The sequence below is a fragment of the Brucella grignonensis genome, from assembly GCF_002252505.1.
In the GTDB taxonomy this organism is placed as follows: domain Bacteria; phylum Pseudomonadota; class Alphaproteobacteria; order Rhizobiales; family Rhizobiaceae; genus Brucella; species Brucella grignonensis.
Map to the genome: position 1 here is coordinate 39,368 of NZ_NNRL01000164.1, position 24,700 is coordinate 64,067.

Sequence of the window (24,700 nt, forward strand, 5' to 3'; positions counted from 1 at the left end):
TTCAGGTTGACATCCTAATAGCATCTTCAAAGTGAACTGACGCGTCAGGAGCCAATCATATTATGATGCCTGTATAGAGGAGCCAAAGCGGCGAAACAATGACTCTTTAGCATTTTGCGAGGTGATGGAAGGCACTTAACTGAATAAAATCGATAAAAATCGCAGCGTTATTTGAATATCACCAACAATGCTGATGCCTAAAAGGAAAGAGCGGAAACAAGATCAATTGATCTTGTTTCCGCTCTTTCTATGTTTAGAAGGTTTGGGCGCCGCTTCCGATATCGCCAAGCGTTCGGAACGAGATATTGAAACCTACACTATGCGATGCTTTGTCGTCTCCCGGATTGCGGGTTTGAACGTAAGCCATCGAGTAAGTGAAGCATTCATCGTCATAGGCGAGGCCGGAAGATGCACGAACAAGCGTATCCGATACAAGATCATAAGTTCCGGAGCCGAAAACGCGCCAGTTTGCATCAAGACGTGCGGTTGCCGAACCGGTGACTTCCTGTCTGAGATCGGCATAACCGTAGGCTGGCTGTGGTGCAATATAAGCATATTGCGCCGAAACAGACAGTTTCTGCCAGTTCTGCTGTACCTCAAGTTCACCGCGGCGGACATTGAGATTGTCTTTATCGAACCGTCCACGTGCAGCAAGCGCAAGACCGGTCGAGTTGGATGTGCCAATCATGGCAACATAGTCGGAACGAGCCCCCTGCAGACCGGAATCCGCGCCGACATTCACGAAATCGCTCGTGCCGAAGGAGTTTACGCCACCCAACTGGAACGACTGTCCGGCAAGGGCGTATAGCCCCCAGTCGCTATTGCTGAAATTGCCAGAATAACGCAGGCCGAGATTGGCGCGAGTGCCGCCCTCGACGCGGTCATATCCCGAGAACTTATCGCGCGAAAACAAGTTGGTCGCATCGAACACGAAGCTCTGCGCATCCTCATTTGGAAGCTGTCCAGCATAGCGTTCGTTATTGCGCATATAGATCTGTGCAATTGGCTCAAGAATATGTGTCGAGCTTGTGGTCGAGAAGAGGATAGGCCAACGCAGCTCAAGGCCTGCCGTTGCCATTGCCCGCAATGCTTCAGATCGAACCACAGCATCCGTGTAGCCAGCTACCGCTGGATCAAAGCTGGTATTCGCACTGATCGCATCTCCACGCAGAGCCAGAAGCGGCGTGATTACCAAGCCTGCTGGAGTGATGAATGTACGCTTCCATTCAGCTTCAGTCGTGAAACGAGCATTCGTGCCGCTAAAGCCAGGGATACGTGGATAGTAAATCGACCCGTTATTAGAATTGACAGTGTAATTCGCATTCCGACGATACAGAACCTGCGCATTGGTGGTGATATTCAACTCACCGCCATAGACCGGATCAGGTAACGTGTAAGAATAATCAAGACTTGGGAAAACCCAGGGTTGCTTGGAATGCATCTCATTTGTGTTGCCCGGCAGATAAGATTCCTGCACGTTGAAGCGATAGAAATTGAGATCAAAATAGTTCCGGTTATTGATGCCGGTCAGATAAATTTTCGAGGTCTGCGTCTGTGCGTTATAGCCTTCGAGGTTATAAGTGCGGCTGAAATTACGGTCAGTCTGGGCCAGAACATCCCAGCCGAACTTCCAGCGTGAATTGATATCGAAATCGCCCTTCGACGCCACCATTCCACGATTATCTTCGTGGCGATCAGTCGTGTCACTGTCAAATTCGCCCGGCTTCATCTGATGAATGCCAGCAATCTGAAAATTGTAGCTGCCGTTTTCGAGGCGATGACGCCATTCAGCCTGCGTCAGGAAGCCTTGCTTCGTGTAGGCAGTCGTCGAAAGCGTCAGGTCGTAATTTGGCGCAAGAGCCCAGAAATATGAATTCTTGATGCCGAAACCAAGGTCATCCTTATAAGCAAAACCTGGGAACAAGAAGCCGCTCTTACGCTTGACGGTCGGGTCGGCCATTTCGAAAGCCGGGAAATATGCCAACGGCATACCGAACAGCTCGAACCTGCCGCGCTCAAAGCGTACGGTTTTTGTTGCGCTGTTCCAGATGATCTTGCGTGCTTTGATCTGCCAGAGAACCGGTTTGTCCGGATCTTTTTCGCAAGCCTGACAGGCAGTGTAGACACCATTGTTAAAGGTGGTGATTTCACCATTGCTACGTTCGGCGCTTTCCGCAGCAAAGCGCGTGTTGTCCGTCGTCTCAACGCGCAGGCCATTCACAAAGCCGTCGCGGAAACTATCCGTCACATCAAGATGATCAGAGTAAATCTTGTTACCGTCACGTTCGACAATCTCAACATTCCCGGTCGCAGTCATGCGGCGGGTCTGCTGATTGTACGTAACCTTGTCTGCAACGAGGCGATTGCCGTCATACTCAATGCGAACTTTACCCTGAGCGGTAACAACGTTCACATCGCGATCATAGACGAGCTCATCCGCCTGCAGAAGCATACGCGCATTTGGATCGCTCTGGTAATTGGCCCCGAGAGCATCCTGCGCCTGAACCTGCGAAGGGACAATTGCAACTGAAATGAAAGGTATAGCAAGAGCACATGCCAAGGCAGACCCGCGTGCAAGACGCGAGAACAAATGGGGCAGCACCATGCGGGCGTTACTCAAACCCACTAACCATCCTCCTTATGCAACAAAAAGGAGATACCGAAAAATGTTGCAATAACAACCGGAACCCAAGCCGCGACGAAAGGCGGAACGAATCCCGCATTCCCGAATGCCTTCACCAGCACCGAAACGACATAAAGCATGAAGCCAGCAACAACGCCACCCAGAATCATCGCGCCGGACTGACCAAATCGCACAAATTTCAGGGACACTGTTGCAGCAATGAGAGTCATGGCCATCAGCAACGCAGGCAAAGCCAGAAGTGACTGGTATTGCATATCAAAAGCGTTTGCCGAATAGCCAAAGGAACGCGCAACTTTGATCTTGTGACGGAGTTGCGTAAACGGAATTGTATCAGGGGAGGCGAGCTTTTCTTCCACATATTCCGGACGCAACTGCGTTGGAATGTCGATGCTCTCCAGTTTGCGCGGTTCCTCACCACGCGAGAATCGTGTGACGTCGGTCAGTTCCCAATGACCATCCATGAGCTTCGCGGTGCGAGCATCATAACGGTCCTTGATTTTCTTCTTGTCATCGAACTGGATGAACGTTGCATCTACAAGCGTTGCGCCACGGTCAAGAATGCTTTTTGCGCCGATGATGGTCTCACCGTCATCGGTTTTCTGGCGTAACCACGGATCGCGCAGTGCCGAAACATCTGTCACCTTGCCATTCTTCCAGTTGGAAGCGATTTCGTCAGCCTTGGAAAAGCCATAGGCGGCAAAAGGATTAAGAATAAAGATCGTTGCCAAGCCAAACAGCAATGCACCAAAACACGCAGGCAACAGGAATTGCCAGGCAGAAACGCCCACAGAGCGCGCAACGACCAGCTCATACTTGCGATTGAGCGAAATGAGCGTCGCCATCGCTGAAAACAACGCAACGAAGGGAATCATCTGCTGCATGATAAAGGGAACACGCATCGCAGAAAGGCCAAGTGCGGCCCACACGCTATAGCCGGGCAGATTAGCGAGCTTGCTTGCGTTCTCTGTAAAATCAAGAAGAAGCGCCAGCGCAAAGATACCAAGCAGAAAATAGAATGTGATCTGCACATATCGTGCAAAGAAATAGCGCCCAAGCGTCCAGCCAATCATGCGCGACCTCCCGCATCTCCGCGGAATCTGCCCAGCAAGCGGTTATAAATGCCAGATATATGCCGTCTCAGACGGTCGAAACCGTCACGCATTCTGTCGTTCCATTTGTCCGGAATTCCGATGCGTCGACCCGTGACGAGGGCATAACCAGCCAACAGGATCACACTCAGCGGGACGAGATACATGATGACGATATAGGTTTCGTCCTTATCGGCGCGGTCGGCAGAAAAATATCCGGCCCAATAGACAAGCAGCGCTGTGCTGATTGCTGAAAATGACGCGGATACGCGTGCTTCACGATGAGATCGGGAGTCCCCGGCAAAGGCAAGCGCGATCATCGCAAACACAACTGGATAAAGCCAATCGGTCAAACGACGATGCAATTCAGCCTTATAACGCAATGGTCGCGTTTGCAGAATCGGATCATTCGGGTCTGGATTGAGCAGATATGTGAGTGGGCGATCCTTGGCGTAGATAACGAAATCGTCCCCGGCAGATGTAAACTGGCTGAGATCGAACGCATAGGAATTGAACTTTATGATCGAAACTGTGCCGTCCGAAACATCGCGGCGCTGAACTTCACCATCTTTCATCAGCAACATATCGCCAGCTGGCGTACTCGCGATGTTGCCATCGGCTGCATAATAAATCAGATCAAGCGAAGGGTCGCGGGAATCGGCAATGAACAGGCCGCCGATGCTGCCATCAGCGTGACGATCGGCAATCTGGATATAAAGATTATCCGCGAGTTTGCGAAAGCTGCCTTCCTGCACAACGACATTGAGCAAATCCGCACTCGCATTGGCGATCATCGCGCGCATATTCATGCGGGCATACGGGTCGACATAGTTTGCTACGAGAAAGGAAACGACGGAGATAATGGCTGCGAGCATGAGTATCGGACGCATGACTGCGCTGCGTGGCGCACCGGATGCGTTGATAACCACGAGCTCGGAATCCTGATTCATCGTTGAGAGCGTCTGCGTAATTGCAATGATCAGCGCGAATGGCATGACCAGTGGAATTGCGGAAGGGATCAGGAGAGAACTGAACTGAATAATGGTCTGAATGGATTGACCGCTTGTGGTGAGGAAGTCGACGCGCTGCAGCACCTGCACAGTCCACGTGATGCCCACTGCAGCGCCCAGCACCGCAAAGAACATGATCGCCACGCGGCGCAGGATGTACAACTCGATCAATTTCATAGGCGGAGTCTACATCCCGGTTCCGTTGAAGGAGCCTGTCCCTGGAGAAACAATGCTCGTGAATGAAAATTCAGTCTAGTTGCACTTGGCTAAAATTAGCCAAAGAAATTAGGTTAACAGATTACTAAAGATTTTCAGCCGAAGCTAGCGCAAGCTTCTCTAAATGGAGAGAGCGGGCTGTTGCAACCTGTTTTTGTCGAACATAGGTGGGAACCGAAACGGAGCTTGGCAAGTTGTCACCGAAGTTAACGTAAAACTGATTTTCATGATGCGGCGGACTTGCCGTTTCGCCATATTCGTCTCACATGAGTAAGAAAAAGTCGCGACACAATCGTGTCATCTCATGGTCCGACCTCTGTTTGGAGTTGTTATGTCGAAACGTCCTTCCATTTCTTTCAGTGAATTTTCAGCACCGCAAAAAGGCGTAAGCATTGTTCTCGTTGCCAAGGGTGGAGGCTTCGCAGAAGAAGCGGGGCAGGCGGTTGGCGGAGCCGAAAAGATTGCTCGTATCGCCGAAATCTCAGGTTTTACGGGTGCTTTGGGCAAAACTGCGGAAGCAATTGAAACTTCTCAAGGCGGTATAGACAAGATCGTGTTGGTGGGCGTGGGTGAGCCCGGCGAACTTGGTAATGACGACTGGATCAAGATCGGTGGCGCAGCTTTCTCGCGAATCGGCAAATCCGAACGCGCAACGCTGACGCTGGCTCTGCCTGAAACCACGATTGCTGGCGACGAAGCGGGCGATGTGGCTCTGGGCATGATTCTTCGTTCATATGAGTTCAATCGCTACAAGACCAGCAAGAGCGAAGAAAACGGCGAGCCGAAACACGCGGCCAAGATCAATATTCATACCGCAGACGTACACAGCGCCAAAAGAGCTCTCGAAGCCGCTGAAGCCGTGGCCGATGGTGTGTTAAAGGCACGCGATCTCGTCAATGAGCCAGCCAATATTCTCGGTCCTGTTGAGTTTGCCGAAGAAGCTCAAAAGCTTGAGAAGCTTGGCGTGAAGGTTGAAGTTCTCGGCGAAAAGGAAATGAAGAAGCTCGGCATGGGCTCGCTTTTGGGCGTTTCGCAAGGTTCCGTTCGTCCACCACGTCTCGTCATCATGGAATGGCAGGGGACAAAGGCCAAGGAAAAGCCGGTCGCTTTTGTCGGTAAAGGTGTGGTGTTCGATACCGGTGGTATCTCGATCAAGCCTGCTGCTGGCATGGAGGAAATGAAGGGTGACATGGGCGGCGCTGCAGCCGTTACAGGTCTGATGCGCGCTCTTGCAGGCCGTAAAGCCAAGGTCAACGCAATCGGCGTGATTGGTCTTGTTGAAAACATGCCTGACGGCAATGCACAGCGTCCGGGTGATATCGTGACATCGATGTCTGGCCAGACCATCGAAGTCATCAACACCGATGCCGAAGGCCGCCTCGTGCTGGCCGATGCGCTCTACTACACCAATGATCGCTTCAAGCCAAAATTCATGATCAATCTCGCAACCTTGACCGGCGCAATCTTGGTCGCACTTGGCACGCATCACGCAGGTCTGTTCTCGAACGATGATGAACTTGCAGATCAGCTTTATGAAGCAGGTCAGGTAACGGGTGAAAAGCTGTGGCGTATGCCGCTGGGCAAGGAATACGACAAGATGATCGATTCCAAATTTGCCGACATGAAAAACAGCTCTGGCCGCTATGCAGGTTCGATCACGGCTGCACAGTTCCTCAAGCGCTTTGTTGGCGATACACCTTGGGCGCATCTCGATGTCGCCGGAACAGCCATGGGTTCGCCAACGAACGAATATAGCCAGTCATGGGCTTCGGGCTATGGTGTACGACTTCTCGACCGTCTCGTTCGCGATAATTTCGAAAGCTGAATCTGATTCAGGAACAACAAGTTAGGCCAAGAAAGTGAATCACTTTCTTGGCCTCATCCCAAAGTTCATTGAGTGGAACTCATTGGACTTTGGTTAAGCCCGAGTGGCGCTTGAACTTTATCAAGGCGTGATGCGTTAGCATCTTGAGCCGCCTTGGTATAACGAATGCTCTACCCATTTGTTTTGAGACATTTGCCTCACGCAAAACTGCTTCGCACTTCTGGTTCAAATGCTTTAAAGAGGGCGCATGGCTGAAATTCTCTTTTACCACCTGACAGAATCGACACTGGATGAAGCTCTGCCGGGGCTCGTCGAGCGTTCGCTTGGACGCGGCTGGCGCGTGACTATACAGGCGGTGAGCGATGAACGGCGTGATGCGCTCGACAGCCTGTTATGGACTTTCTCCGAAACATCTTTCGTTGCACATGGCACCGATAAGGAGCCGTACCCCGAGCAGCAACCTGTGTTGCTGACTACGTCGGAAGCCAATCCTAATGGAGCGACGGTTCGCTTTCTGGTGGAAGGTGCGGCACTTGAGCAGGCGGGGGAATATGAGCGACTTGTCGTCATGTTTGACGGGCATGATCAAGATCAGCTCGACCATGCACGGGCACAGTGGAAGGCCTTCAAGACGGAGAACCACGATTTGACTTACTGGCAACAGACAACGGATCGTCGCTGGGAGCGCAAAGCCTGATGCGTGCCATTTTCGTCGCAATGATTGTTGCGGGCTTCGGTCTCGCGTTCGGTTATCCTTGGTATGTGCGCCATTTCACTGGCGATGAAATCGGTCGCTGGCCGATCCTTGAAAGCCGCCAGAGTGGCTTTATCACGCAGGAGATCCCGCTTTCGGCAAGCGATGCGCCTGTGCGTATCTTTCTCGATGCGGTGCCCTTGCCGGGCTATGTGCCAGCTGAGCGTCGTTCCGCTGTAACGCTTGCCGTTAGCCGCAATGGCATGCCTGTCTTGTCGCAAGGTCTCGATTTTGCATCGACAAGCAGTTCAATCAATACGGATCGCCCGCAGGATGGCAGCGTGCTGCGTCAGAGTGCGGGCGATATCGATCCAGTTTTATCCGGAACCTACGCATTCCGAGCCGTCCAGGGCAATACGGACGGCCTGCAACTGTCGAAAATCGATCTTGTTTTGAGACGAGGTGCCGAAGAAGCAGATGAGACCTATACAACGATTGGCCTCATTCTGGGTGTGCTTGGCGTCTATGCGCTGATGCGGACGCGCATTCGCCGCCCGCAAGTTTAGACCGTATCCCGAAAAGTGTGAAACGGTTTTCGGACAAAGATGCGCGTTAAAACAAATATTTAGAGCGCCGATCTGATCCAGTCAGATCGAAAAGCGCTTTAGGGTCTGTGGGGAATTAGTTTTAAAGCGTGGTATGGATGAAAATAGCACAGGTTTAGGAGCAAAGCCGAAGGTGGAGTGGTTCTCCATCGAGGGTTTGCGACGCGAAGCTGGACCATTTTCACCATATCCCTTTAGGACATTGCGGATTTTCTCTCTGAATGTGTCGAACAGTCCTCGTGGAGATACACTCCACCGCGCCCTGTTCTCTTGTTCAGAAACAAAATCCGTCTCACGCCACGCTCAAAACCTAATTCCCCACAGACCCTAATCAGCCATTGCGTCTTCATATTCAGAAGACATTTCCAGCCATTTGTCTTCTGCCTCTGCGAGGGCCGATTTTGCATCGCTCATTTCTTTGTTGATCCGGATCGCTTTCTGCGGTTCCTTTTCATAAAGAACGGGATCTTCCAGTTGCGAAGTGAAACCCTGAATCTGTTTCTGCAGTTTCTGCATCAAACTCTCGGTTTCCTTGATCTTTTTGAGCAATGGCGCCAATGTTTCGCGCTTCTGAGCAGCAAGCTTACGCTGCTCCGCCTTGTTGACCTTTGGACCTTCGTCACGCTCAGAAAGCTGTTCGCCCTTGGCGTCGGCCAGAACGATCTGGCGATATTCGTCAAGATCGCCGTCGAATGTTTTCACGCCACCTTCGCGCACCAGCCACAGACGGTCCATGGTCGCTTCGATCAGGTGACGATCGTGGGCGATAAGGATCACCGCACCGTTAAACGCGTTCAGTGCGTGTACGAGCTCTTCACGGCTGTCGATATCAAGATGGTTGGTCGGTTCGTCGAGGATCAGCAGGTTTGGACCATGGAAGGTCGCAAGGCCCATCAGAAGACGTGCCTTCTCGCCACCGGAGAGATCTCTGGCAGGTGTGAGCATCTTCTCCGTTGAAAGTCCCATCTGAGCCACGCGCGCGCGCACCTTGGCTTCCAGCTCTCCCGGCATGAGCTTGCGCACGTGTTCAATCGCATTGTCCTCGGGGACCAGATCATCCATCTGATGCTGTGCGAAGAAGGCGACCTTCAGATTGGGTGAAAGGGTTAAATTGCCTTTTTCGGGCTGCAACCGCCCGGCAATGAGTTTGGCGAGGGTCGACTTGCCGTTACCGTTTGAACCGAGCAGTGCAATGCGATCATCATTGTCGATGCGCAGCGTGACATTGCGCAACACTGGCTTGCCCGGCACATAACCAACATCGGCGTTATCGAGCGCAATAATCGGCGAGGCGGCCTTTTTTTCCGCATCCGGGAAACGGAATGGCTGCACATTGCTCTCAACGTAAAGCTCAATGGGTTTAAGCTTTTCCAAAGCCTTCATACGCGACTGCGCCTGACGAGCTTTGGTAGCCTTGGCGCGGAATCGTTCGACGAAGGATTCCATATGCTTGCGATGCGCTTCTTGCTTGGCATGTGCCTTTTGCTGAAGCTCCAACATTTCATGCCGCTGTCGCTCGAACTGATCATAGTTACCACGCCAGAAGCTGATCTTCTTCTGATCCAAATGCATGATCGAAGATGTGGCCGAGTTCAGCAGATCGCGATCATGGCTGATGATGATGACTGTGTGCGGATAACGCTTCACATAATCGACAAGCCACAGCACGCCTTCGAGATCGAGATAGTTGGTCGGCTCATCGAGCAACAGCAGATCAGGTTCCGCAAACAACACGGCAGCCAAAGCCACGCGCATACGCCAGCCGCCCGAAAAGGCCGAGGCAGGTCTGCGCTGCGCCTCAGCATTGAAACCGAGACCTGAGAGGATCGCGCCCGCACGCGCTTCTGCGGAATGCGCGTTAATATCGGCAAGACGTGTATGAATTTCGGCAATGCGATGCGGGTCAGTCGCGGTCTCAGCCTGTTCGAGAAGGGTTGCGCGCTCCTTGTCGGCCTTCATGACGATTTCGATCAGCGCGTCTTCTGTGCCGGGTGCTTCCTGAGCCACCTGACCGATACGCGTATTTCTCGGCAGTGAAATACTACCGGTTTCAGATGCAAGGTCGCCGGTGATGACACGGAACAGGGTGGATTTTCCAGTGCCGTTACGCCCGACAAAACCTGTCTTGGAGCCCGCCGGTAGTGTTACACTGGCGTGATCAATCAAAAGGCGTCCGGCGATACGTACGGAGATGTCGTCAAGAATAAGCATGGTGGAAACGCTTTTGCACGGCTTCGGAAATTTCCGCAAGTATCAACTATCAGGCGAAGCGGCGGCCCGCTTCGGAGTGTTGAAACAGTGCCAGATCAATTGATGGCGCATCTGCACCAAGTCTGGTCAATGCAGCATGTATCTGTCCGCGATGATGGGTCTGATGGTTGAACATATGCGCAAGAGAGGGCACGAGCCTTTGGCTTCTGGTTCGCATGTCGGTTAATGATGTGTAGTTGAAACGACCGGCAAGTTTTTGCGCATCAAGCCCATCTGCAAAACTGCAAATGCGTGTGTCTTCTGCCTGACGCATTTCACGCAGTATGATGAAATTGTCGGAAATGATTGCGTCCAGTTTTTTGGGATGGTCGCCTTCGCCAGTAAAGCGCTTCATCCAGATGCGGTCAACAACAAGCAAATGATTGAAGGTGCGGTGCACTGATCCGAAAAATAATCCCAGGTCCAGCCTGTAATCTACATCGCTCAAATCGGCAGCTGCGGAATAGAGCAATTCGTTGGCCCAACGATTATAATAGGCGAACATTTGAAAGTGCTGTTCCATGACTGCCCCCGAAGGCATTTCCAGCAAAAGTGCGAAGTGGTTTTGCATGAGGGAAATGCGAAAAATAAAAAGACAGAGCGGCTTCAATCATTCCTTTTGAATCCAAACCACTCTCGTGAATCGATTTCATCATCTATGCAGTCAATTTTCTGCCGTCTCAAGCTGATAAGAGACTTGGTGAAGGGCTCCCCCTTGGCAATTGGGGCTATCAACGCTATAGAGCCTCACTTTTCTAATTTTCCATCATACAAGGTGTCATAATGGCAATCGAACGTACCTTCTCCATGATCAAGCCTGATGCGACCCGCCGCAACCTGACCGGTGCCATCACCGCTAAGCTCGAAGAAGCTGGTCTGCGCGTTGTCGCTTCCAAGCGCGTCTGGATGAGCCTGCGTGAAGCTGAAGGCTTCTACGCTGTTCACAAAGAACGTCCTTTCTTCGGCGAACTGACTGAATTCATGTCTTCCGGCCCAACCATCGTACAGGTTCTCGAAGGCGAAAACGCCATTGCCAAGAACCGTGAAGTCATGGGCGCGACCAACCCAGCAAACGCAGACGCAGGCACCATCCGCAAGGAATTTGCTCTGTCGATCGGCGAAAACTCGGTTCACGGTTCGGACGCTCCTGAAACTGCAGCTGAAGAAATCGCTTACTGGTTCTCCGGCACCGAAATCGTTGGCTAATACCATATCGGTATCAAGAAAAAGCCCGGTCGCGAGACCGGGCTTTTTTTATCTGTATTCTTAAGTGTGGAAGAGTTAGAGGCTCTGAGCAAGTGTTGCCAGCTCGTCACCACCCTCATCAATCAGAACGAGTTTTCCCGCATCCATCTTGTATGAGCGTGTTTTGCCAAGAACATCGAGAAACTTGCGCTCCTGGTTCATCAATGCAGGTGGGCACTGCATATAGGTCGAGCCGATTTCGGCAAACGAGATGCTGCTCCCCGAGATCACAGCTTTGCTCATAAAGCGATTGCAGCCGCCCGATCCGCTGACACTACCGTCAGAACTGACCAACAGCGTCGACTGTGCGGTATCAATGACACCACCACCCTGAATATCTTCTGCGAGCCAGTCCTTGCCTTCGATGCCAATCGTTACAGCCTCGTCGGCACTTTTGCGAACCATCACCATCTTGAGCTCAATAGGCTCTTCAGGGTTTTTGGGGTCGATGGTGTAACGTTCGTCACTCACAAACCAGAGCGTGTCGCCCGCAACAATGCGGGCTTGCAAAGCGTAGGTGTGCTGGGGTTCAATCCCGTCTGTATCGAAATTGATGGCAAATGGAATCGGTGAGCCGTGCGGAGCCTCGATTCGAGTCTCTCCAATGGTCTTGGAAGGTGCATCAGCGAGGGAAACATCATTGAGTTGTACGATGAGGTGCGCTTCTGGTGGCAAAGCGATGCGCTCACGATAAACGACCTTGCCGCTGATTGTCTTGTCAGCTGCAATGCTGACAGTCGGCATGGACGTCGTGAAAAACATGGCCGCTCCACCGAGCACACCTATGCCTGCAGTGAGCGCTGCCACGATTGAAAGAGTTTTCGTAAGTCCTTTTAGCATCGCCAAATCCGAAACTTCCGTTCCCCGCATTTTTGTCTTGTGTCGTCGGTGGTGCTCACAATCGGCCGATTGTGCCAGAGGTCCCATACCCGCAAACAGCATGATTCATGATACAGACAATAAACGCTGCTTCATGTGAAAATTGTGGCAGTGCAGTAACGCGCTATCCAAAATACCCTATATTTTAGGGGTTTAAATAGTTAATTCGTGATTAAACAGAACGTGTGAAATTCTTGCCATGTAAAAAATAGTTTTATCCGGGACAACTTACCCGCAAAAATGCGGGTTTCAGCTCTTCTGCCACCGCTCTCGGCTTTGTTCGTCTTCGGCTTTCGATTCTACCCAGTCGCCAGTTCTGCCTTCAATCAGATGCTCGCGTTTCCAGAATGGGGCCCCCGTTTTCATGAAATCCATCAGGAACGATGCAGCCTCGAAAGCAGCCTGACGATGGGCTGATGCTGTGACAACGAGAACAATATTTTCACCGGGTTTAATCAATCCAAAACGGTGAATGATGGAAACGCCAGACAGAGGCCAGCGCTCAATGGCATCATGAGCGATACGGCGAATTTCAGCTTCTGCCATTCCGGGATAATGTTCCAGCTCAAGTGCTGAAAGCTTGCCGCCTTCATCACGACAAAGGCCGGTGAAGCTGACTATAGCGCCAATATCATTGCGACCTTCGCCAAGTTTGCGGATCTCTTCGGCGATATCGAAGTCTGTATCGCGAATGCTGATGAAAAGGGGGCAGATCGAGTGGCTGGTCATGTTCGGACTATATCAGCCACCCGTCATGGGTGGAAAAAGCGCTACTTCATTACCGTCTCTGACCAACTCGTCATGTTCAGCATGTTCCTGATTGATCGCGGCACGAATGACATTTTCGTGCTCGAACGCCGCTTCATATTCATCGCCAAGGCCTTTGAGGTGAGCAATAAGCGCACCAACGCTGATCGTTTTAGAAGGGAGTTCTATGACTTCCTCTCCCTTGCCGATTTTTTCACGCACCCAGGCGAAGTAGATCAGATTTACACGCAAGACGATCAATCCATCACATGTTTGAGGCCTGCGCGGAAATAATCCCAGCCCGTGTAAAGCGTCAGGATCGCCGAAATCCAAAGCAGACCAATGCCGATCTCGGTTGTATACGGTAAGACTTTTTCTCCGGCTGGACCAGCCAATAGAAACGCCAGCGCAATCATCTGTGCGGTGGTCTTCCATTTCGCGAGTTGAGATACGGGCACACTAACCTTCAATTCGGCGAGATATTCGCGCAAACCTGATACGAGAATTTCACGGCAGAGAATAATAATAGCGGCCCACAGGCTCCATCCGGCGATTGTTTTTGCGGGGTCGGCTGCGAGCAATAGAAGGCATGTGGAAACCAAAAGCTTATCAGCAATTGGATCGAGCATACGCCCAATCGTAGATGTTTGCTGCCATGCGCGCGCAAGATAACCGTCGAAAAAGTCTGTAATACTTGCGAAAATAAAAATGCCCAAGGCGCTCCAGCGTGCAAAATCACTGGAATGAAGGCGGCCTTCGATAAAGAAGCACAAGGCGACCAAAGGCACCGCAAGAATTCTCACGTAAGTCAGAATGTTGGGCAAGGAGAGAGTGTGATTTTTCCGCATTGTACCGCCGCATTCGTTGTTGGTGCACAACATCAGGGATGATCAAGAAAATCAACACCTGCTCATGTGTTCAATCGGGACGTAATGACGCCCTTACAGGATTAGTTGTCCAAACCCGGACAAAATTACGTCATCGATCATGAAAATGGTCGTGAATGGTCTTTGCCATGGCCTCCGATATGCCATCGATCTGCATCAGGTCTTCAATTGCCGCTCTGGATACCGCCTTTGCCGTACCGAAATGATGGAGAAGCGCACGCTTGCGCGTTGGACCGATTCCCGAGATTTCATCGAGCGGATTCGCAACCATTTCCTTCTTGCGCCTTGCCCGATGTGTGCCAATGGCGAAACGGTGTGCTTCATCGCGCATGCGCTGGATGAAGTAGAGAACCGGATCGCGCGGCGGCAACGTAAAGGCTTGCTTACCTTCGACAAAAAAGCGTTCGCGTCCTGCTTCACGGTCCACACCCTTGGCGATACCGATGGCGGTCACCAAATGATTTATGCCCAATTCGCCGAGTATCTGGCGAACCGCTCCGACCTGACCCTGACCGCCGTCAATCAGAATAACATCAGGCCATGCCGGGAAGGCATCGTTGACTGCTTCCAGGCTTTCCGTTTTCGCCAAAGGCTCCGGTTCGCCGTGTTCTTTGACGAGGCGTGAAAACCGCCGCTCAATCACTTCGCGCATCATACCAAAATCATCGCCCGGTGTGATGTCGGTCGACTTGATATTGAACTTGCGATACTGATTCTTGACGAAGCCTTCCGGCCCGGCAACGATCATACCGCCAACCGCATTCGTGCCCATGATATGCGAGTTGTCATAGACTTCGATGCGGCGCGGCGTATGTGGAAGGCCAAAGGTCTCAGCCAGACCTTTCAGAAGGCGAGCCTGCGAGGAGGTCTCCGCAAGTCGGCGTCCGAGTGCTTCTCGCGCATTGGTCAGAGCATGATCGACCAATTCTTTCTTTTCTCCGCGTTGCGGAACATTGACCTGAACGCGATGGTTGGCACGCGAAGATAGCGCTTCAGCAATAAGCGATTGTTCTTCGACGCTTTCGGAGAGCAGAACCAGCTTCGGGCAGGGTTTGTCATCGTAAAACTGCGACAGGAACGCGCCGAGCACTTCCGCAGGTCCGAATGAACTGTCAGCTTTTGGGAAATAGGCGCGGTTACCCCAGTTTTGCCCGGTACGGAAGAAGAAGACCTGAATACAGGTCATGCCGCCTTCCTGATGGATGGCAAAAACATCGGCTTCTTCAACGGTCTGCGGATTGATGCCCTGATGCGATTGCACATGGGAAAGAGCCGAGAGGCGATCACGGTACACGGCAGCATGTTCGAAATCGAGCTCTGCCGACGCAGCCTGCATCGCTGCCGCAAGATGATCCTTCACGGTCTGGCTTTTGCCGGACAAGAAGGCTTTGGCTTCGGCAACCAGCTCGGCATAATCCGCGTCACTGACTTCATGGGTGCATGGACCGGAACAGCGTTTGATTTGATAAAGCAGGCAAGGGCGGGTGCGCGTTTCAAACACTGAATCCGTGCATGTACGCAGTAGAAAAGCACGCTGAAGCGCGTTGATCGTGCGGCCGACGGCGCCTGCGGAAGCAAACGGGCCAAAATATTCGCCTTTGCGCGTGCGTGCGCCGCGATGCTTGAAAATGCCGGGTGCACGATGATTGCCGCTCAAAAGAATGTATGGAAATGACTTATCGTCACGCAACAGTACGTTAAAACGTGGACGCAAGCGTTTGATAAGATTCGCTTCAAGCAGCAAAGCTTCGGTTTCAGTGCGTGTGACGACGAATTCCATTGTCGCCGTCTCACCAATCATGCGGGTGATGCGGTTCGAATGGCCGACTCCGCGCGCATAATTGGAGACACGCTTTTTCAGGCTGCGTGCCTTGCCGACATAGAGCACGTCGCCATCGCTGTTGAACATGCGATAGACGCCCGGATTATTCGGTAAGCGTTTGACGAAGGCATTGATAATGTCTGCGCCGCTCAGACCTTTCGTATCCGGCAATCCATCCGACGAATCCCACTGTATCGAATCGGTCGCAGAGGCAACGGCTGGTGCCTCTTCGATTGCGTCATCGTCGTCATCAGATTCTGCATCGCCCATGATTATACCAGCCACATCCTGCTCATCATCCGATGGCAGGTGTGAAATGGCATCATCAATGGTCTTGCGTGGTCCGGTCATTCCGTAATTCCTGCAATATCCGGGGTCTCCCATGCCAGATGCTGCCCACCATCAAGCGCAATCATCTGACCGGTCACAGAGCGGCTTTCCCAGAAATAGCGAACAGTGCGTCCAAACTCTGACAGGTCGGGCGCGCGTTGCAAAGGCAAACGACTAACCTGCAATTCAAAGTCATCTGCATTCTGGCGCTCGCTCGGCAAAGTGGGGCCGGGGGCGATAGCATTAACGCGAATGCGCGGTGCCAGTGCCTGTGCCAGCGTTTGTGTGGCATTCCAGAGGGCAGTCTTGGAAAGCGTGTAGGAAAAGAACTGCGGGTTCAGCTTCCAGACCCGCTGGTCAATGACGTTGATAATAAGACCATCTGTATCGTCAGGCAGAGCTTTCGCCATTTCTTCGGCAAGAATTACCGGCGTTTTCAAATGGATCGCAAAATGACGATCCCACAGCTTCATATCCAGATTGCCAACGCGATCATCTTCAAACAGCGATGCATTGTTAATGAGCATACGAATCGGACCGAGCTGCTCTGCCGCCTGTTGCAGTAATCCGCGCACATCGCTCTCATCTGAGAGATCAGCCCGTACAACGCAGGCCTTGCCGCCATTTTCAGCGATTTGCGCTGCAAGCGCCTCGCCGTCATTAACGGAGCGGTTGCAGTGAATAGCTACCGGAAAGCCGTGTGTCGCCAGATCTTCGATGATGGCCTTTCCTATGCGCCGCGCGCCGCCCGTCACCAGAACAGGGCAATTTGCAAGCGGGTTGGTTTCCGGATTTTCCAACAGGGTAAACACTTTCTTATCGTGAATCATCGCTTCATTTCATGCCATTTTGCCGGAAAAAATACAGCTAAAATTAAAGGGCTTGCGGTTCACTGCTGACAAAAACATAACAAATTCAGTGGTTTCAATTGAATGAGGTTGTTTCAATCCGAAAGCCAGAGATGTTGCTTGTATCTATATAGGTGCGTGGTGGGAGCGTTGCGAGAATGCAACATCGCAATTTTGCCACGTTCTCGTCAGGTTCTCTCCACAGAAGGGGGCAGATCGTGCCGCATTTACCCTCGATATGTCTGTCCTGTCAGCGCGGCATGGGCGGTTTACTCCCCAAGATGTTGCCCACCCGATAAGGGACCGCGCTAAAGGTAATTTTTAGTCAAGGAGAATGCTATGCGCACTCTTAAGTCTCTTGTAATCGCCTCGGCTGCGCTGCTGCCGTTCTCTGCAACTGCTTTCGCAGCTGATGCCATCATGGAACAGCCTCCTGTTCCAGCTCCTGTTGAAATGGCTCCACAGTACAGCTGGGCTGGTGGTTACACCGGTCTGTACCTCGGCTACGGCTGGAACAAGGTAAAGACCAACACCGACGGCGCGATCAAGCCTGACGACATGAAGGCTGGCGCATATGCTGGCTGGAACTTCCAGCAGGACCAGTTCGTATACGGTGTTGAAGGTGACGCAGGTTACTCTTGGGCCAAGAAGTCCAAGAATGGTTTGGAAGCCAAGCAGGGCTTTGAAGGCTCGCTCCGTGGCCGTCTCGGCTACGATCTGAACCCAGTTATGCCTTACATCACTGCTGGTATTGCAGGTACGCAGCTTAAGCTGGACAACGGCGTTGACGACGAAAGCAAGTTCCGCGTTGGTTGGACTGCTGGTGCCGGTCTGGAAGCCAAGCTGACCGACAACATCCTTGGTCGCGTTGAATACCGCTACACCCAGTTCGGTAACAAGACCTACGACCTCGGCACCGAATCGGTCCGTAACAAGCTTGACACCCACGACATTCGCGTCGGCGTTGGCTACAAGTTCTAATTACTACGTAATTGGACAGAAAAAACCGGGCAGGAAACTGCCCGGTTTTTTTATTACTCAAATTTTAAGCGTGGGGCAGAAGCTTTGAAAGCTCGGGATGCAGTTCTTCAAAGCGCTTCATCCAGCGCTTGAGTTTTGGGCGACCACGCTCCCATTTACCTTCAAAGCGCAAGCCCAGATAACCAAGTGTGGCAGCGACCGCCAGATGGCCGCCATGAAGTTTGCCTGCAAGCCGAGGCGGAGCTTCGTTCAGAAGGTCGAGCGCGCGTTCCGCCTTGCGCCATTGCAGATCAAGCCACGGCTGGTGCACCTTTTCTTCGGGACGCATACGGCGCTCGTAAACATGCGCGAGCAGAACATCGGACAAACCGTCAGCAATTGCTTCGTAACGTTCTGCATCGGTGCGCTTTTCAACATTGCGCGGGAAAAGCTTGTTACCCGATGTGCGGTTCAAATACTGCACGATTGCACGGCTGTCGAAAACCGACTTGCCATCATCTGTGATCAAGGTCGGAATCTTGCCAAGCGGATTGGCATTGATGAGATTTTCCGGCTCTGCAGAGGTCGTAACCACGACACTTTCAAATGGAATACCCGCATGATGAGCGGCCATACGCACCTTCGCGCTGTAAGGCGAGGCGGGTGAATAGAGGATCTGAGTCATCTTCATTCCTGATTGTGAAAATTACGAAGAGCATTTCCAGCAAAAGTTCAAAGCGATTTTGCGTAAGAGAATGCACAAAACAAGCGGTTAGAACGGTTTCAACGAACCGCTGGCATCATAACGGAACGGCTGCGACAAGCATTGGTATTGATCTGTTCACAGGCACGGAACTTGAGGTCCTTGGTCATACAGATGCGAACTTCCTGAAGATAGTTGCTCTTGCATGATACAGATACGCCGTCCGGCTTCATGTCGGGATTTGCCGCAGTAAATGCCTTTTCGACCAGCAACGGGTCAATGCGCCGACCCGAGGTAAGGTTGCGAAGGCTCGGCGGAATATTCACATGCTGATAGGCTTGGCGAACTGTAGCGAAATAATCGTTCTGCGAAAGACCCGAGCAGCTTCCGTGTTTGCGCCATTGATGCGCAACAAGCCCTGTTGAAGGCATGATATCGGAAACGCTTGAAACAATTTGGCGAGGTACGAAGCTGCTGCGGCTGCGAGCATTGTCAAACTGACAATTGGCGGGATAGCCCCGCTCGTTCTGCGGCCAGAGACCGTGAACCACAAAGCCGAACGGCCGGCTGGTGCCGCATTGCTGTTTGTTTGCTCTTGGGCCCTCTAGAGTACAATAGCTAGGCGACCAGGAGAGAGACAGCACATAGAAATCAAAATCACCGGGGCGACTATTGCCCCGGTCCTGCGCCATTACGGGTAGCGCTGCAAAAGAAGTGGCAAGAAGGGCGGTTGAAAGCACCGCCAGTTTGCGCCGCATCATGGTCATAATCAGCGCAGAACGCGGCAGCTTGCGTCGTAGACGAACCAGCGGTCAAAGCCATCTACGCAGAACTCAACATTCTGACCAACGCCAGCAAAGCCCTGGCCTTCTTCTACCATGTACCAAACCGAACGATGCTGACCGTCGCTGAGAACAGCAGTGGCCTTACAATAAGTCCGTTCGATTTGAGCCGGATTGTTTTTTGGCTCATAGCGGGTGAGGCGAACATCGCTCATTGCGGAAATGCCGACTTGTGGCAGGTTCGGAACATTGCGTACCTGATAGCCGAAATCAGCAACGACACTGCGTAAAACACCCTGCTGGCTGCAAAGACCGGCATCGCCGACAGATGTCGGTGCCGAAGTCAGGTAATCGGCGGCGCTTGCGGGCAGGGAAGCGAACGTCAGGGGAAGAACCGAAGCAGCCAGAAGGGCTGTCCGAGAAAACTGTCCGATGCGATCCAACTTGCGTTGCATGTCTTTTTCCTGTCTCACAATTCGAGCATGAAGCTCGCTTTTCCAAACTTGTCTGGGCGCAGTTTCATTCAGCAATTGGAAACGGTCAAGTACGATCCGTCTCGCCGCGTATCCATTGAATGCTGAAATTGCCTCCCTTTTCTTCGCTAAGCAACCTGGTAAGGCAGGGAAGCAGGATTTGCATCTCACTTTCCAGTGTAAAGGGCGGGTTCACGACAATCATTCCGGTGCCATCAAGACGCGGTTCCAGTGATGGTGCCCGAATCGCAAGTTCGATCCGCATGATCTTGGGAATCTCGGTTTCGCGCAGACGCTTCGAAAACCGCTCCGTCTCTTTGCGGTCCTTCACCGGATACCAGAACGCATAGGTTCCACCGGGAAAACGCTTGTAAGCCTTGACGAGCCCATCCACGAGACGATCGAATTCGCCTTCTATTTCAAAAGGCGGATCAACAAGCACCAGCCCGCGCTTTTCTTTGGGTGGCATATGTGCACCAAGCGACAGCCAGCCATCAAGTTCGATGACACGCGCCTGATAGTCGCCGTCAAACAGCTTTGCCAGCTTTTTGGCATCTTGCGGGTGCAGTTCAATCGCTGAAAGACGATCCTGCTTACGCAGCAGATGTCGCGTCAGGAGCGGAGAACCGGGATAATGCTTGAGTCTGCCCTTGGTATTGACTGCACGAACGGCTTCAAGATAAGGCGCCAGTAAATCCAGAACTGGCTGCTCGATCTCACCTTTTTCGACCGCGTCCATCACACGGCTGATACCGCCGATCCATTCGCCGGTTTTCTCGGCTTCAGTGCCGCGCAGATCGTAAAGACCGATGCCCGCATGGGTATCGATCACACGGAAGGCCTGATCCTTGCGTTTGAGATATTCAACAATGCGGGAAAGGATGACGTGCTTGACGACATCTGCAAAGTTCCCGGCGTGATAGGCGTGACGGTAATTCATGTTCGCGCTTGTTTCATGCCTCGTCGTTTTCGGCAATATCCGAGCTCAGCTAAATGTGACATAAAACTGTCATCATCCGCTCTCATCTGAGTCGAGTTTTGCATGTCTGGTAGCGTTCTGCTGATAGTCCTTTGTGGCGCGTTTCTCCACGCAAGCTGGAATGCTATCGTAAAGGGGAGTGGTGACAAGTTTTTCGCTGCTGCCAGTGTAACTGGCGCGGCCGGATTGGTCGCTATATTTTTCCTGCCATTTTTGCCGCTGCCGCATCCGTCGAGCTGGATATTCATTGGGCTCTCGACAATCACTCAGGTTTTTTACATGTCGCTGGTGGCCGCCGCTTATAAATCGGGCGACATGAGCGAGGCCTATCCGATCATGCGCGGCACCCCACCACTGTTGGTGGCGCTGGTCAGTGCACCGCTGATTGGCGAAGTGATGGGCTGGCGTAGCTGGGTTGGCGTGATCCTTATCTGCTCAGGTGTTCTGGCGATGGCGCTTGAAGCGCGGCGTCGCAATGGTGGCACGTCTAGCAAAACAGCTCTTCTTGCCTTGGCCAATGCGGGTTTTATCGCGACCTATACGATCATTGACGGCGTGGGCGTCCGCGCATCGGGCCACACCTTGTCCTATACGTTGTGGCTATTTTTGATAAATGCCTTTCCGCTTGCCGGTTGGGCGCTCTATCGTGAGCCGAACCGCTTTCTGAATTATGTTCGTAACCATTGGCGTCCGTCGCTGGTGGGCGGTTTGGGAACATTGGGTTCTTACGGCCTTGCTCTGTGGGCGATGACGATGGCGCCGATTGCGGTGGTTGCAGCTCTGCGAGAGACAGCAATCCTGTTTGGCGTGCTAATATCTGTGTTCATCCTCAAAGAGAAAGTGGGACTGCCGCGTTTTCTGGCTGCAGGCTTCATTGTACTGGGCGCGATTACGCTGCGACTGGCTTAAAAATATATTTCGTCGCAGGCCTCTTAATTCGCGAAAAATTCGTTTCTGCGGAAGATGGGTTGCGCTAAAAAGCACCATGAACCAGCTATCCCCAAAAGCGAACATCAAAATTGGACATTCTGCCTGTCCACATGATTGCCCATCCACTTGCGCGCTTGACGTCGAGCTGCTGGATGAGCGCACCATTGGCCGCGTGCGCGGCGCGAAGGATAATAGCTACACCGCAGGCGTGATTTGCGCCAAGGTTGCGCGCTACGCCGAACGTGTTCATCACCCTGATCGCTTGAAGCATCCGCTCATTCGCGCGGGTCGCAAAGGTGATGGCGAGTGGAAACAGGCATCATGGGAGGCAGCTCTTGATCTGATTGCGGAACGCTTTGTCAAAGCCGAAGGGACACATGGCAGTGAAAGCGTCTGGCCTTATTATTATGCGGGCACGATGGGGTTGGTGCAGCGCGATTCCATCAATCGACTGCGTTTTGCCAAGCGTTATTCGAACCAGTTCGACAGTTTCTGCACAAACATGGCTTGGACCGGCTATTTTGCCGGAACGGGAAGTCTGACAGGTCCAGACCCGCGCGAGATGGCAAAAGCCGATGTGGTTGTCATATGGGGCACCAATGCCGCCGCCACACAGGTCAATGTGATGACCCATGCGGTGCGAGCCCGAAAAGATCGCGGTGCCAAGATCGTCGTCATCGATATCTACGCCAATGCCACCGTCCGACAGGCGGATATGGGGATCGTGTTGAAACCCGGCACCGATGGCGCTTTCGCTTGCGCTGTCATGCATGTTTTGTTCCGTGACGGCCTTGCTGACTGGGAATATCTCGATCGCTATACTGACGATCCAAAGGGGTTGGAAGCGCACCTTGCTACGCGCACGCCTGAATGGGCTGCTGAAATTACCGGTCTCAGCGTCGAAGAGATTGAGGCGTTCGCGCATCTGGTGGGCAAGACCAAGCGCACTTATTTCCGCCTTGGCTATGGTTTCACGCGCCAGCGAAATGGTGCGGTGAACATGCATGCAGCAGCATCGGTTGCCTGTGTGACCGGCGCATTTTTGTATGAGGGCGGCGGCGCATTTCATTCCAATTCCGGCATCTTCAAGATGGACAAGCGCGAGATCGAAGGTCGCGCGATGCAGGATATGAATATCCGCTTCCTCGATCAGTCCAAGATCGGGCGTGTCCTGACGGGCGATAGCGAAGCGCTTTATGGTGGTCCGCCTGTGACCGCGATGCTGATCCAGAATACCAATCCGATGAATGTGACGCCGGAACAGCGTCTGGTGCGCGAAGGTTTTGCGCGCGAAGACCTCTTTGTCGCTGTGCACGAGCAGTTCATGACGGATACGGCAAAGATGGCTGATGTGGTTCTGCCCGCCACGACTTTCCTCGAACATGACGATATTTATCGTGGCGGCGGTCAGCAGCATGTGGTGCTTGGGCCAAAACTGATTGAACCGCTTGCAGAAGCGCAGCCGAATATCTTCGTCATCAATGAACTTGCAAAGCGATTGGGCATTGCGCATTTGCCCGGCTTCGATCTCGACGAGCGCACTCTGATCGACAATATGAATGCCAATAGCGATCTCCCGCATTTCAACGAACTGAAGGAAAAACGCTTTGTCGATTTGCAGCCGCCATTTGAGGAAGCGCATTACATTAACGGCTTTAATTGGCCGGATGGCAAATTCCGCTTCCGTCCTGACTGGACCGGAAGCCCGTCGCCGAACAAACCGCCGGAAGTCATGGGTCTGCAAGGACCGCATCAATCTATGCCGGAATTTCCTGACTACTGGAATGTGATTGAGGCTGTGGATGCAGACCATCCATTCCGTCTTGCTACGTCGCCAGCGCATAATTTCCTGAATTCGACATTCGCCGAAACGCCGACATCGCTTGCCAAGGAAATCAGGCCAGAGCTTCTCATCCACCCGGATGACGCGGCTGATCTTGATATTGCTGATGGTGAGCGGATTGAAATCGGCAATCATCGTGGTGAAGTCGTACTTCATGCGGTGCTGCGCGCTGGCCAGAAACGCGGGGTCGTTGTGTCGGAAGGTATTTTCCCGAATTCCACATTCGAGCGGGGCGAGGGGATCAATACACTGATCGGGGCCGAACCTGCTGCCCCTTATGGCGGCTTGGCGGTTCACGACACCAAGATCTGGATCAAGAAAGTCACTGGTTAATAAAAAAAACCGCGCCCAACATGAGTTGGGCGCGGTTTTTGAATCAATAAGGCCGGATTAGCCTGCGTAGTTCAGCTTGAGCTTGGAAAGGCCAACGGCTGCGTTGAGACCTTTCTGACCCTGAAGCGAGATAGGCTGCAGGGAAATCGTCTTCCACGAACCGCCGGTCAGAATGTTGGTGCCTGCGCCGATACCAATCGCGGCATTTGCCGATGCACCGACATAGCGGCCCTTCAATGCACCCTCAGGACGAACGGTTGGTGCCCAGACGGCCCATGCAATCGTGCCGCCATTGATGAAGCCCACATCAACGCCAATCTTGGTGATGTTACCGGTATAATGCTCGACCGGGCCACGACCGTGAACAGGGCTAAATACACAATCTACGTCCTGCTGGCTGCCGATGATGACACCGATTGCAGGCGAAATCTCGCAGGATAGGGTGCCAACTTCCGAACGCGGCTGGGTGCGGCCTGAGCCGGGAGGCGCCACGAAGTCAGCAGCAAGGGCGGGTGCGGTAATTGCTATGCCCGAAACGACGGCCATAGCCGACAGGAAGGAAGTCGAAAAACGGAGAGACATGATGTTGTCCTCTAATAAAACACAA

23 protein-coding genes are annotated in these 24,700 nt (G+C 52.6%); 7 read left to right on the forward strand and 16 right to left on the reverse strand.

What is annotated here, in order from left to right; translation table 11 throughout:
- Positions 1-253: 253 nt before the first annotated feature.
- From CEV33_RS18065 to lptF, 3 genes are read right to left on the reverse strand one after another with little or no spacing between them, the layout of a single operon-like run.
- Positions 254-2,605, reverse strand: a complete 2,352-nt coding sequence (locus CEV33_RS18065) for an LPS-assembly protein LptD (protein ID WP_094541812.1) — start codon at positions 2,603-2,605, stop codon at positions 254-256.
- A 20-nt stretch (positions 2,606-2,625) separates the two neighbouring features.
- Positions 2,626-3,714 (reverse strand): LPS export ABC transporter permease LptG, encoded by a 1,089-nt coding sequence (lptG, locus tag CEV33_RS18070; protein WP_094541813.1) that lies wholly within the window; start codon positions 3,712-3,714, stop codon positions 2,626-2,628.
- Entirely contained in the window at positions 3,711-4,919 is a 1,209-nt protein-coding gene (lptF, locus tag CEV33_RS18075; RefSeq protein ID WP_094541814.1) for an LPS export ABC transporter permease LptF, read from the reverse strand. The genes lptG and lptF overlap by 4 nt, the downstream gene beginning before the upstream one ends.
- A 370-nt stretch (positions 4,920-5,289) precedes the next feature.
- On the opposite strand from lptF, the gene CEV33_RS18080 reads away from it, so the two are divergent.
- From CEV33_RS18080 to bspB, 3 genes are all read left to right on the forward strand, one after another.
- Positions 5,290-6,783 carry a leucyl aminopeptidase gene (locus CEV33_RS18080; protein WP_094541815.1) on the forward strand — a complete coding sequence of 498 codons (1,494 nt, stop codon included), beginning with the start codon at positions 5,290-5,292 and terminating at the stop codon, positions 6,781-6,783.
- A gap of 247 nt (positions 6,784-7,030) precedes the next feature.
- Positions 7,031-7,480, forward strand: coding sequence for a DNA polymerase III subunit chi (locus tag CEV33_RS18085; protein ID WP_094541816.1), 450 nt, complete (start codon positions 7,031-7,033; stop codon positions 7,478-7,480).
- The gene (gene bspB, locus CEV33_RS18090) at positions 7,480-8,043 is read left to right on the forward strand and encodes a type IV secretion system effector BspB (protein WP_094541817.1); all 564 of its coding nucleotides are present in this window, start codon (positions 7,480-7,482) and stop codon (positions 8,041-8,043) included. The genes CEV33_RS18085 and bspB overlap by 1 nt, the downstream gene beginning before the upstream one ends.
- Positions 8,044-8,409: 366 nt before the next feature.
- Here bspB and CEV33_RS18095 read toward each other — a convergent pair whose 3' ends face one another.
- Positions 8,410-10,293, reverse strand: coding sequence for an ABC-F family ATP-binding cassette domain-containing protein (locus CEV33_RS18095; protein ID WP_094541818.1), 1,884 nt, complete (start codon positions 10,291-10,293; stop codon positions 8,410-8,412).
- A gap of 49 nt (positions 10,294-10,342) precedes the next feature.
- The gene (locus tag CEV33_RS18100; RefSeq protein ID WP_094542064.1) at positions 10,343-10,855 is read right to left on the reverse strand and encodes a DinB family protein; all 513 of its coding nucleotides are present in this window, start codon (positions 10,853-10,855) and stop codon (positions 10,343-10,345) included.
- A 260-nt stretch (positions 10,856-11,115) separates the two neighbouring features.
- On the opposite strand from CEV33_RS18100, the gene ndk reads away from it, so the two are divergent.
- Positions 11,116-11,538 (forward strand): nucleoside-diphosphate kinase, encoded by a 423-nt coding sequence (gene ndk / locus CEV33_RS18105; RefSeq protein ID WP_007874342.1) that lies wholly within the window; start codon positions 11,116-11,118, stop codon positions 11,536-11,538.
- Between the two features lie 75 nt (positions 11,539-11,613).
- Here the strand turns inward: ndk and CEV33_RS18110 are convergent, their stop codons facing one another.
- The 6 genes from CEV33_RS18110 to CEV33_RS18135 all read right to left on the reverse strand — a co-directional run bounded on the left by CEV33_RS18110 (position 11,614) and on the right by CEV33_RS18135 (position 17,072).
- A complete protein-coding gene (locus tag CEV33_RS18110) occupies positions 11,614-12,417 on the reverse strand; it encodes an META domain-containing protein (RefSeq protein ID WP_094542065.1) in 804 nt (267 codons plus the stop codon).
- 288 nt (positions 12,418-12,705) lie between these two features.
- Positions 12,706-13,185: a molybdenum cofactor biosynthesis protein MoaE gene (locus CEV33_RS18115; RefSeq protein ID WP_094541819.1), complete on the reverse strand. Its 480-nt coding sequence runs from the start codon at positions 13,183-13,185 to the stop codon at positions 12,706-12,708.
- 12 nt (positions 13,186-13,197) lie between these two features.
- Entirely contained in the window at positions 13,198-13,455 is a 258-nt protein-coding gene (gene moaD, locus CEV33_RS18120) for a molybdopterin converting factor subunit 1 (protein ID WP_094542066.1), read from the reverse strand.
- A gap of 5 nt (positions 13,456-13,460) precedes the next feature.
- A complete protein-coding gene (gene pgsA / locus CEV33_RS18125; protein ID WP_094542067.1) occupies positions 13,461-14,051 on the reverse strand; it encodes a CDP-diacylglycerol--glycerol-3-phosphate 3-phosphatidyltransferase in 591 nt (196 codons plus the stop codon).
- A gap of 130 nt (positions 14,052-14,181) precedes the next feature.
- Positions 14,182-16,263, reverse strand: coding sequence for an excinuclease ABC subunit UvrC (uvrC, locus tag CEV33_RS18130; RefSeq protein WP_094541820.1), 2,082 nt, complete (start codon positions 16,261-16,263; stop codon positions 14,182-14,184).
- Entirely contained in the window at positions 16,260-17,072 is an 813-nt protein-coding gene (locus CEV33_RS18135; RefSeq protein ID WP_094541821.1) for an SDR family oxidoreductase, read from the reverse strand. Before CEV33_RS18135 ends, uvrC begins: the two co-directional genes overlap by 4 nt.
- 357 nt (positions 17,073-17,429) lie before the next feature.
- Here CEV33_RS18135 and omp25 point away from each other — a divergent pair, with 357 nt between their 5' ends.
- A complete protein-coding gene (omp25, locus tag CEV33_RS18140; RefSeq protein ID WP_094541822.1) occupies positions 17,430-18,071 on the forward strand; it encodes an outer membrane protein Omp25 in 642 nt (213 codons plus the stop codon).
- Between the two features lie 64 nt (positions 18,072-18,135).
- On the opposite strand, the gene CEV33_RS18145 is transcribed toward omp25, so the two are convergent.
- The 4 genes from CEV33_RS18145 to CEV33_RS18160 all read right to left on the reverse strand — a co-directional run bounded on the left by CEV33_RS18145 (position 18,136) and on the right by CEV33_RS18160 (position 20,948).
- A complete protein-coding gene (locus CEV33_RS18145) occupies positions 18,136-18,735 on the reverse strand; it encodes a glutathione S-transferase (protein WP_094542068.1) in 600 nt (199 codons plus the stop codon).
- Between the two features lie 98 nt (positions 18,736-18,833).
- On the reverse strand, positions 18,834-19,511 hold the full coding sequence (locus tag CEV33_RS18150) for a ribonuclease T2 family protein (protein ID WP_094542069.1): 678 nt from the start codon (positions 19,509-19,511) through the stop codon (positions 18,834-18,836).
- A gap of 11 nt (positions 19,512-19,522) precedes the next feature.
- Positions 19,523-19,990 carry a hypothetical protein gene (locus tag CEV33_RS18155; protein ID WP_094541823.1) on the reverse strand — a complete coding sequence of 156 codons (468 nt, stop codon included), beginning with the start codon at positions 19,988-19,990 and terminating at the stop codon, positions 19,523-19,525.
- Between the two features lie 85 nt (positions 19,991-20,075).
- A complete protein-coding gene (locus CEV33_RS18160; protein WP_094541824.1) occupies positions 20,076-20,948 on the reverse strand; it encodes a 23S rRNA (adenine(2030)-N(6))-methyltransferase RlmJ in 873 nt (290 codons plus the stop codon).
- Between the two features lie 102 nt (positions 20,949-21,050).
- On the opposite strand from CEV33_RS18160, the gene CEV33_RS18165 reads away from it, so the two are divergent.
- On the forward strand, positions 21,051-21,896 hold the full coding sequence (locus tag CEV33_RS18165) for a DMT family transporter (protein WP_094541825.1): 846 nt from the start codon (positions 21,051-21,053) through the stop codon (positions 21,894-21,896).
- 76 nt (positions 21,897-21,972) lie between these two features.
- Positions 21,973-24,093: a molybdopterin oxidoreductase family protein gene (locus CEV33_RS18170; protein ID WP_094541826.1), complete on the forward strand. Its 2,121-nt coding sequence runs from the start codon at positions 21,973-21,975 to the stop codon at positions 24,091-24,093.
- Positions 24,094-24,150: 57 nt separating this feature from the next.
- On the opposite strand, the gene CEV33_RS18175 is transcribed toward CEV33_RS18170, so the two are convergent.
- Entirely contained in the window at positions 24,151-24,675 is a 525-nt protein-coding gene (locus CEV33_RS18175; protein WP_094541827.1) for a DUF992 domain-containing protein, read from the reverse strand.
- Positions 24,676-24,700 lie beyond the last annotated feature (25 nt).

Bases quoted from the DNA above. Each gene is read 5' to 3' on its own strand.
- CEV33_RS18065 (WP_094541812.1), bottom strand. From the start codon at position 2,605: ATGGTGCTGCCCCATTTGTTCTCGCGTCTTGCACGCGGGTCTGCCTTG.
- lptG (WP_094541813.1), bottom strand. From the start codon at position 3,714: ATGATTGGCTGGACGCTTGGGCGCTATTTCTTTGCACGATATGTGCAG.
- lptF (WP_094541814.1), bottom strand. From the start codon at position 4,919: ATGAAATTGATCGAGTTGTACATCCTGCGCCGCGTGGCGATCATGTTC.
- CEV33_RS18080 (WP_094541815.1), top strand. From the start codon at position 5,290: ATGTCGAAACGTCCTTCCATTTCTTTCAGTGAATTTTCAGCACCGCAA.
- CEV33_RS18085 (WP_094541816.1), top strand. From the start codon at position 7,031: ATGGCTGAAATTCTCTTTTACCACCTGACAGAATCGACACTGGATGAA.
- bspB (WP_094541817.1), top strand. From the start codon at position 7,480: ATGCGTGCCATTTTCGTCGCAATGATTGTTGCGGGCTTCGGTCTCGCG.
- CEV33_RS18095 (WP_094541818.1), bottom strand. From the start codon at position 10,293: ATGCTTATTCTTGACGACATCTCCGTACGTATCGCCGGACGCCTTTTG.
- CEV33_RS18100 (WP_094542064.1), bottom strand. From the start codon at position 10,855: ATGGAACAGCACTTTCAAATGTTCGCCTATTATAATCGTTGGGCCAAC.
- ndk (WP_007874342.1), top strand. From the start codon at position 11,116: ATGGCAATCGAACGTACCTTCTCCATGATCAAGCCTGATGCGACCCGC.
- CEV33_RS18110 (WP_094542065.1), bottom strand. From the start codon at position 12,417: ATGCTAAAAGGACTTACGAAAACTCTTTCAATCGTGGCAGCGCTCACT.
- CEV33_RS18115 (WP_094541819.1), bottom strand. From the start codon at position 13,185: ATGACCAGCCACTCGATCTGCCCCCTTTTCATCAGCATTCGCGATACA.
- pgsA (WP_094542067.1), bottom strand. From the start codon at position 14,051: ATGCGGAAAAATCACACTCTCTCCTTGCCCAACATTCTGACTTACGTG.
- uvrC (WP_094541820.1), bottom strand. From the start codon at position 16,263: ATGACCGGACCACGCAAGACCATTGATGATGCCATTTCACACCTGCCA.
- CEV33_RS18135 (WP_094541821.1), bottom strand. From the start codon at position 17,072: ATGATTCACGATAAGAAAGTGTTTACCCTGTTGGAAAATCCGGAAACC.
- omp25 (WP_094541822.1), top strand. From the start codon at position 17,430: ATGCGCACTCTTAAGTCTCTTGTAATCGCCTCGGCTGCGCTGCTGCCG.
- CEV33_RS18145 (WP_094542068.1), bottom strand. From the start codon at position 18,735: ATGACTCAGATCCTCTATTCACCCGCCTCGCCTTACAGCGCGAAGGTG.
- CEV33_RS18150 (WP_094542069.1), bottom strand. From the start codon at position 19,511: ATGCGGCGCAAACTGGCGGTGCTTTCAACCGCCCTTCTTGCCACTTCT.
- CEV33_RS18155 (WP_094541823.1), bottom strand. From the start codon at position 19,990: ATGCAACGCAAGTTGGATCGCATCGGACAGTTTTCTCGGACAGCCCTT.
- CEV33_RS18160 (WP_094541824.1), bottom strand. From the start codon at position 20,948: ATGAATTACCGTCACGCCTATCACGCCGGGAACTTTGCAGATGTCGTC.
- CEV33_RS18165 (WP_094541825.1), top strand. From the start codon at position 21,051: ATGTCTGGTAGCGTTCTGCTGATAGTCCTTTGTGGCGCGTTTCTCCAC.
- CEV33_RS18170 (WP_094541826.1), top strand. From the start codon at position 21,973: ATGAACCAGCTATCCCCAAAAGCGAACATCAAAATTGGACATTCTGCC.
- CEV33_RS18175 (WP_094541827.1), bottom strand. From the start codon at position 24,675: ATGTCTCTCCGTTTTTCGACTTCCTTCCTGTCGGCTATGGCCGTCGTT.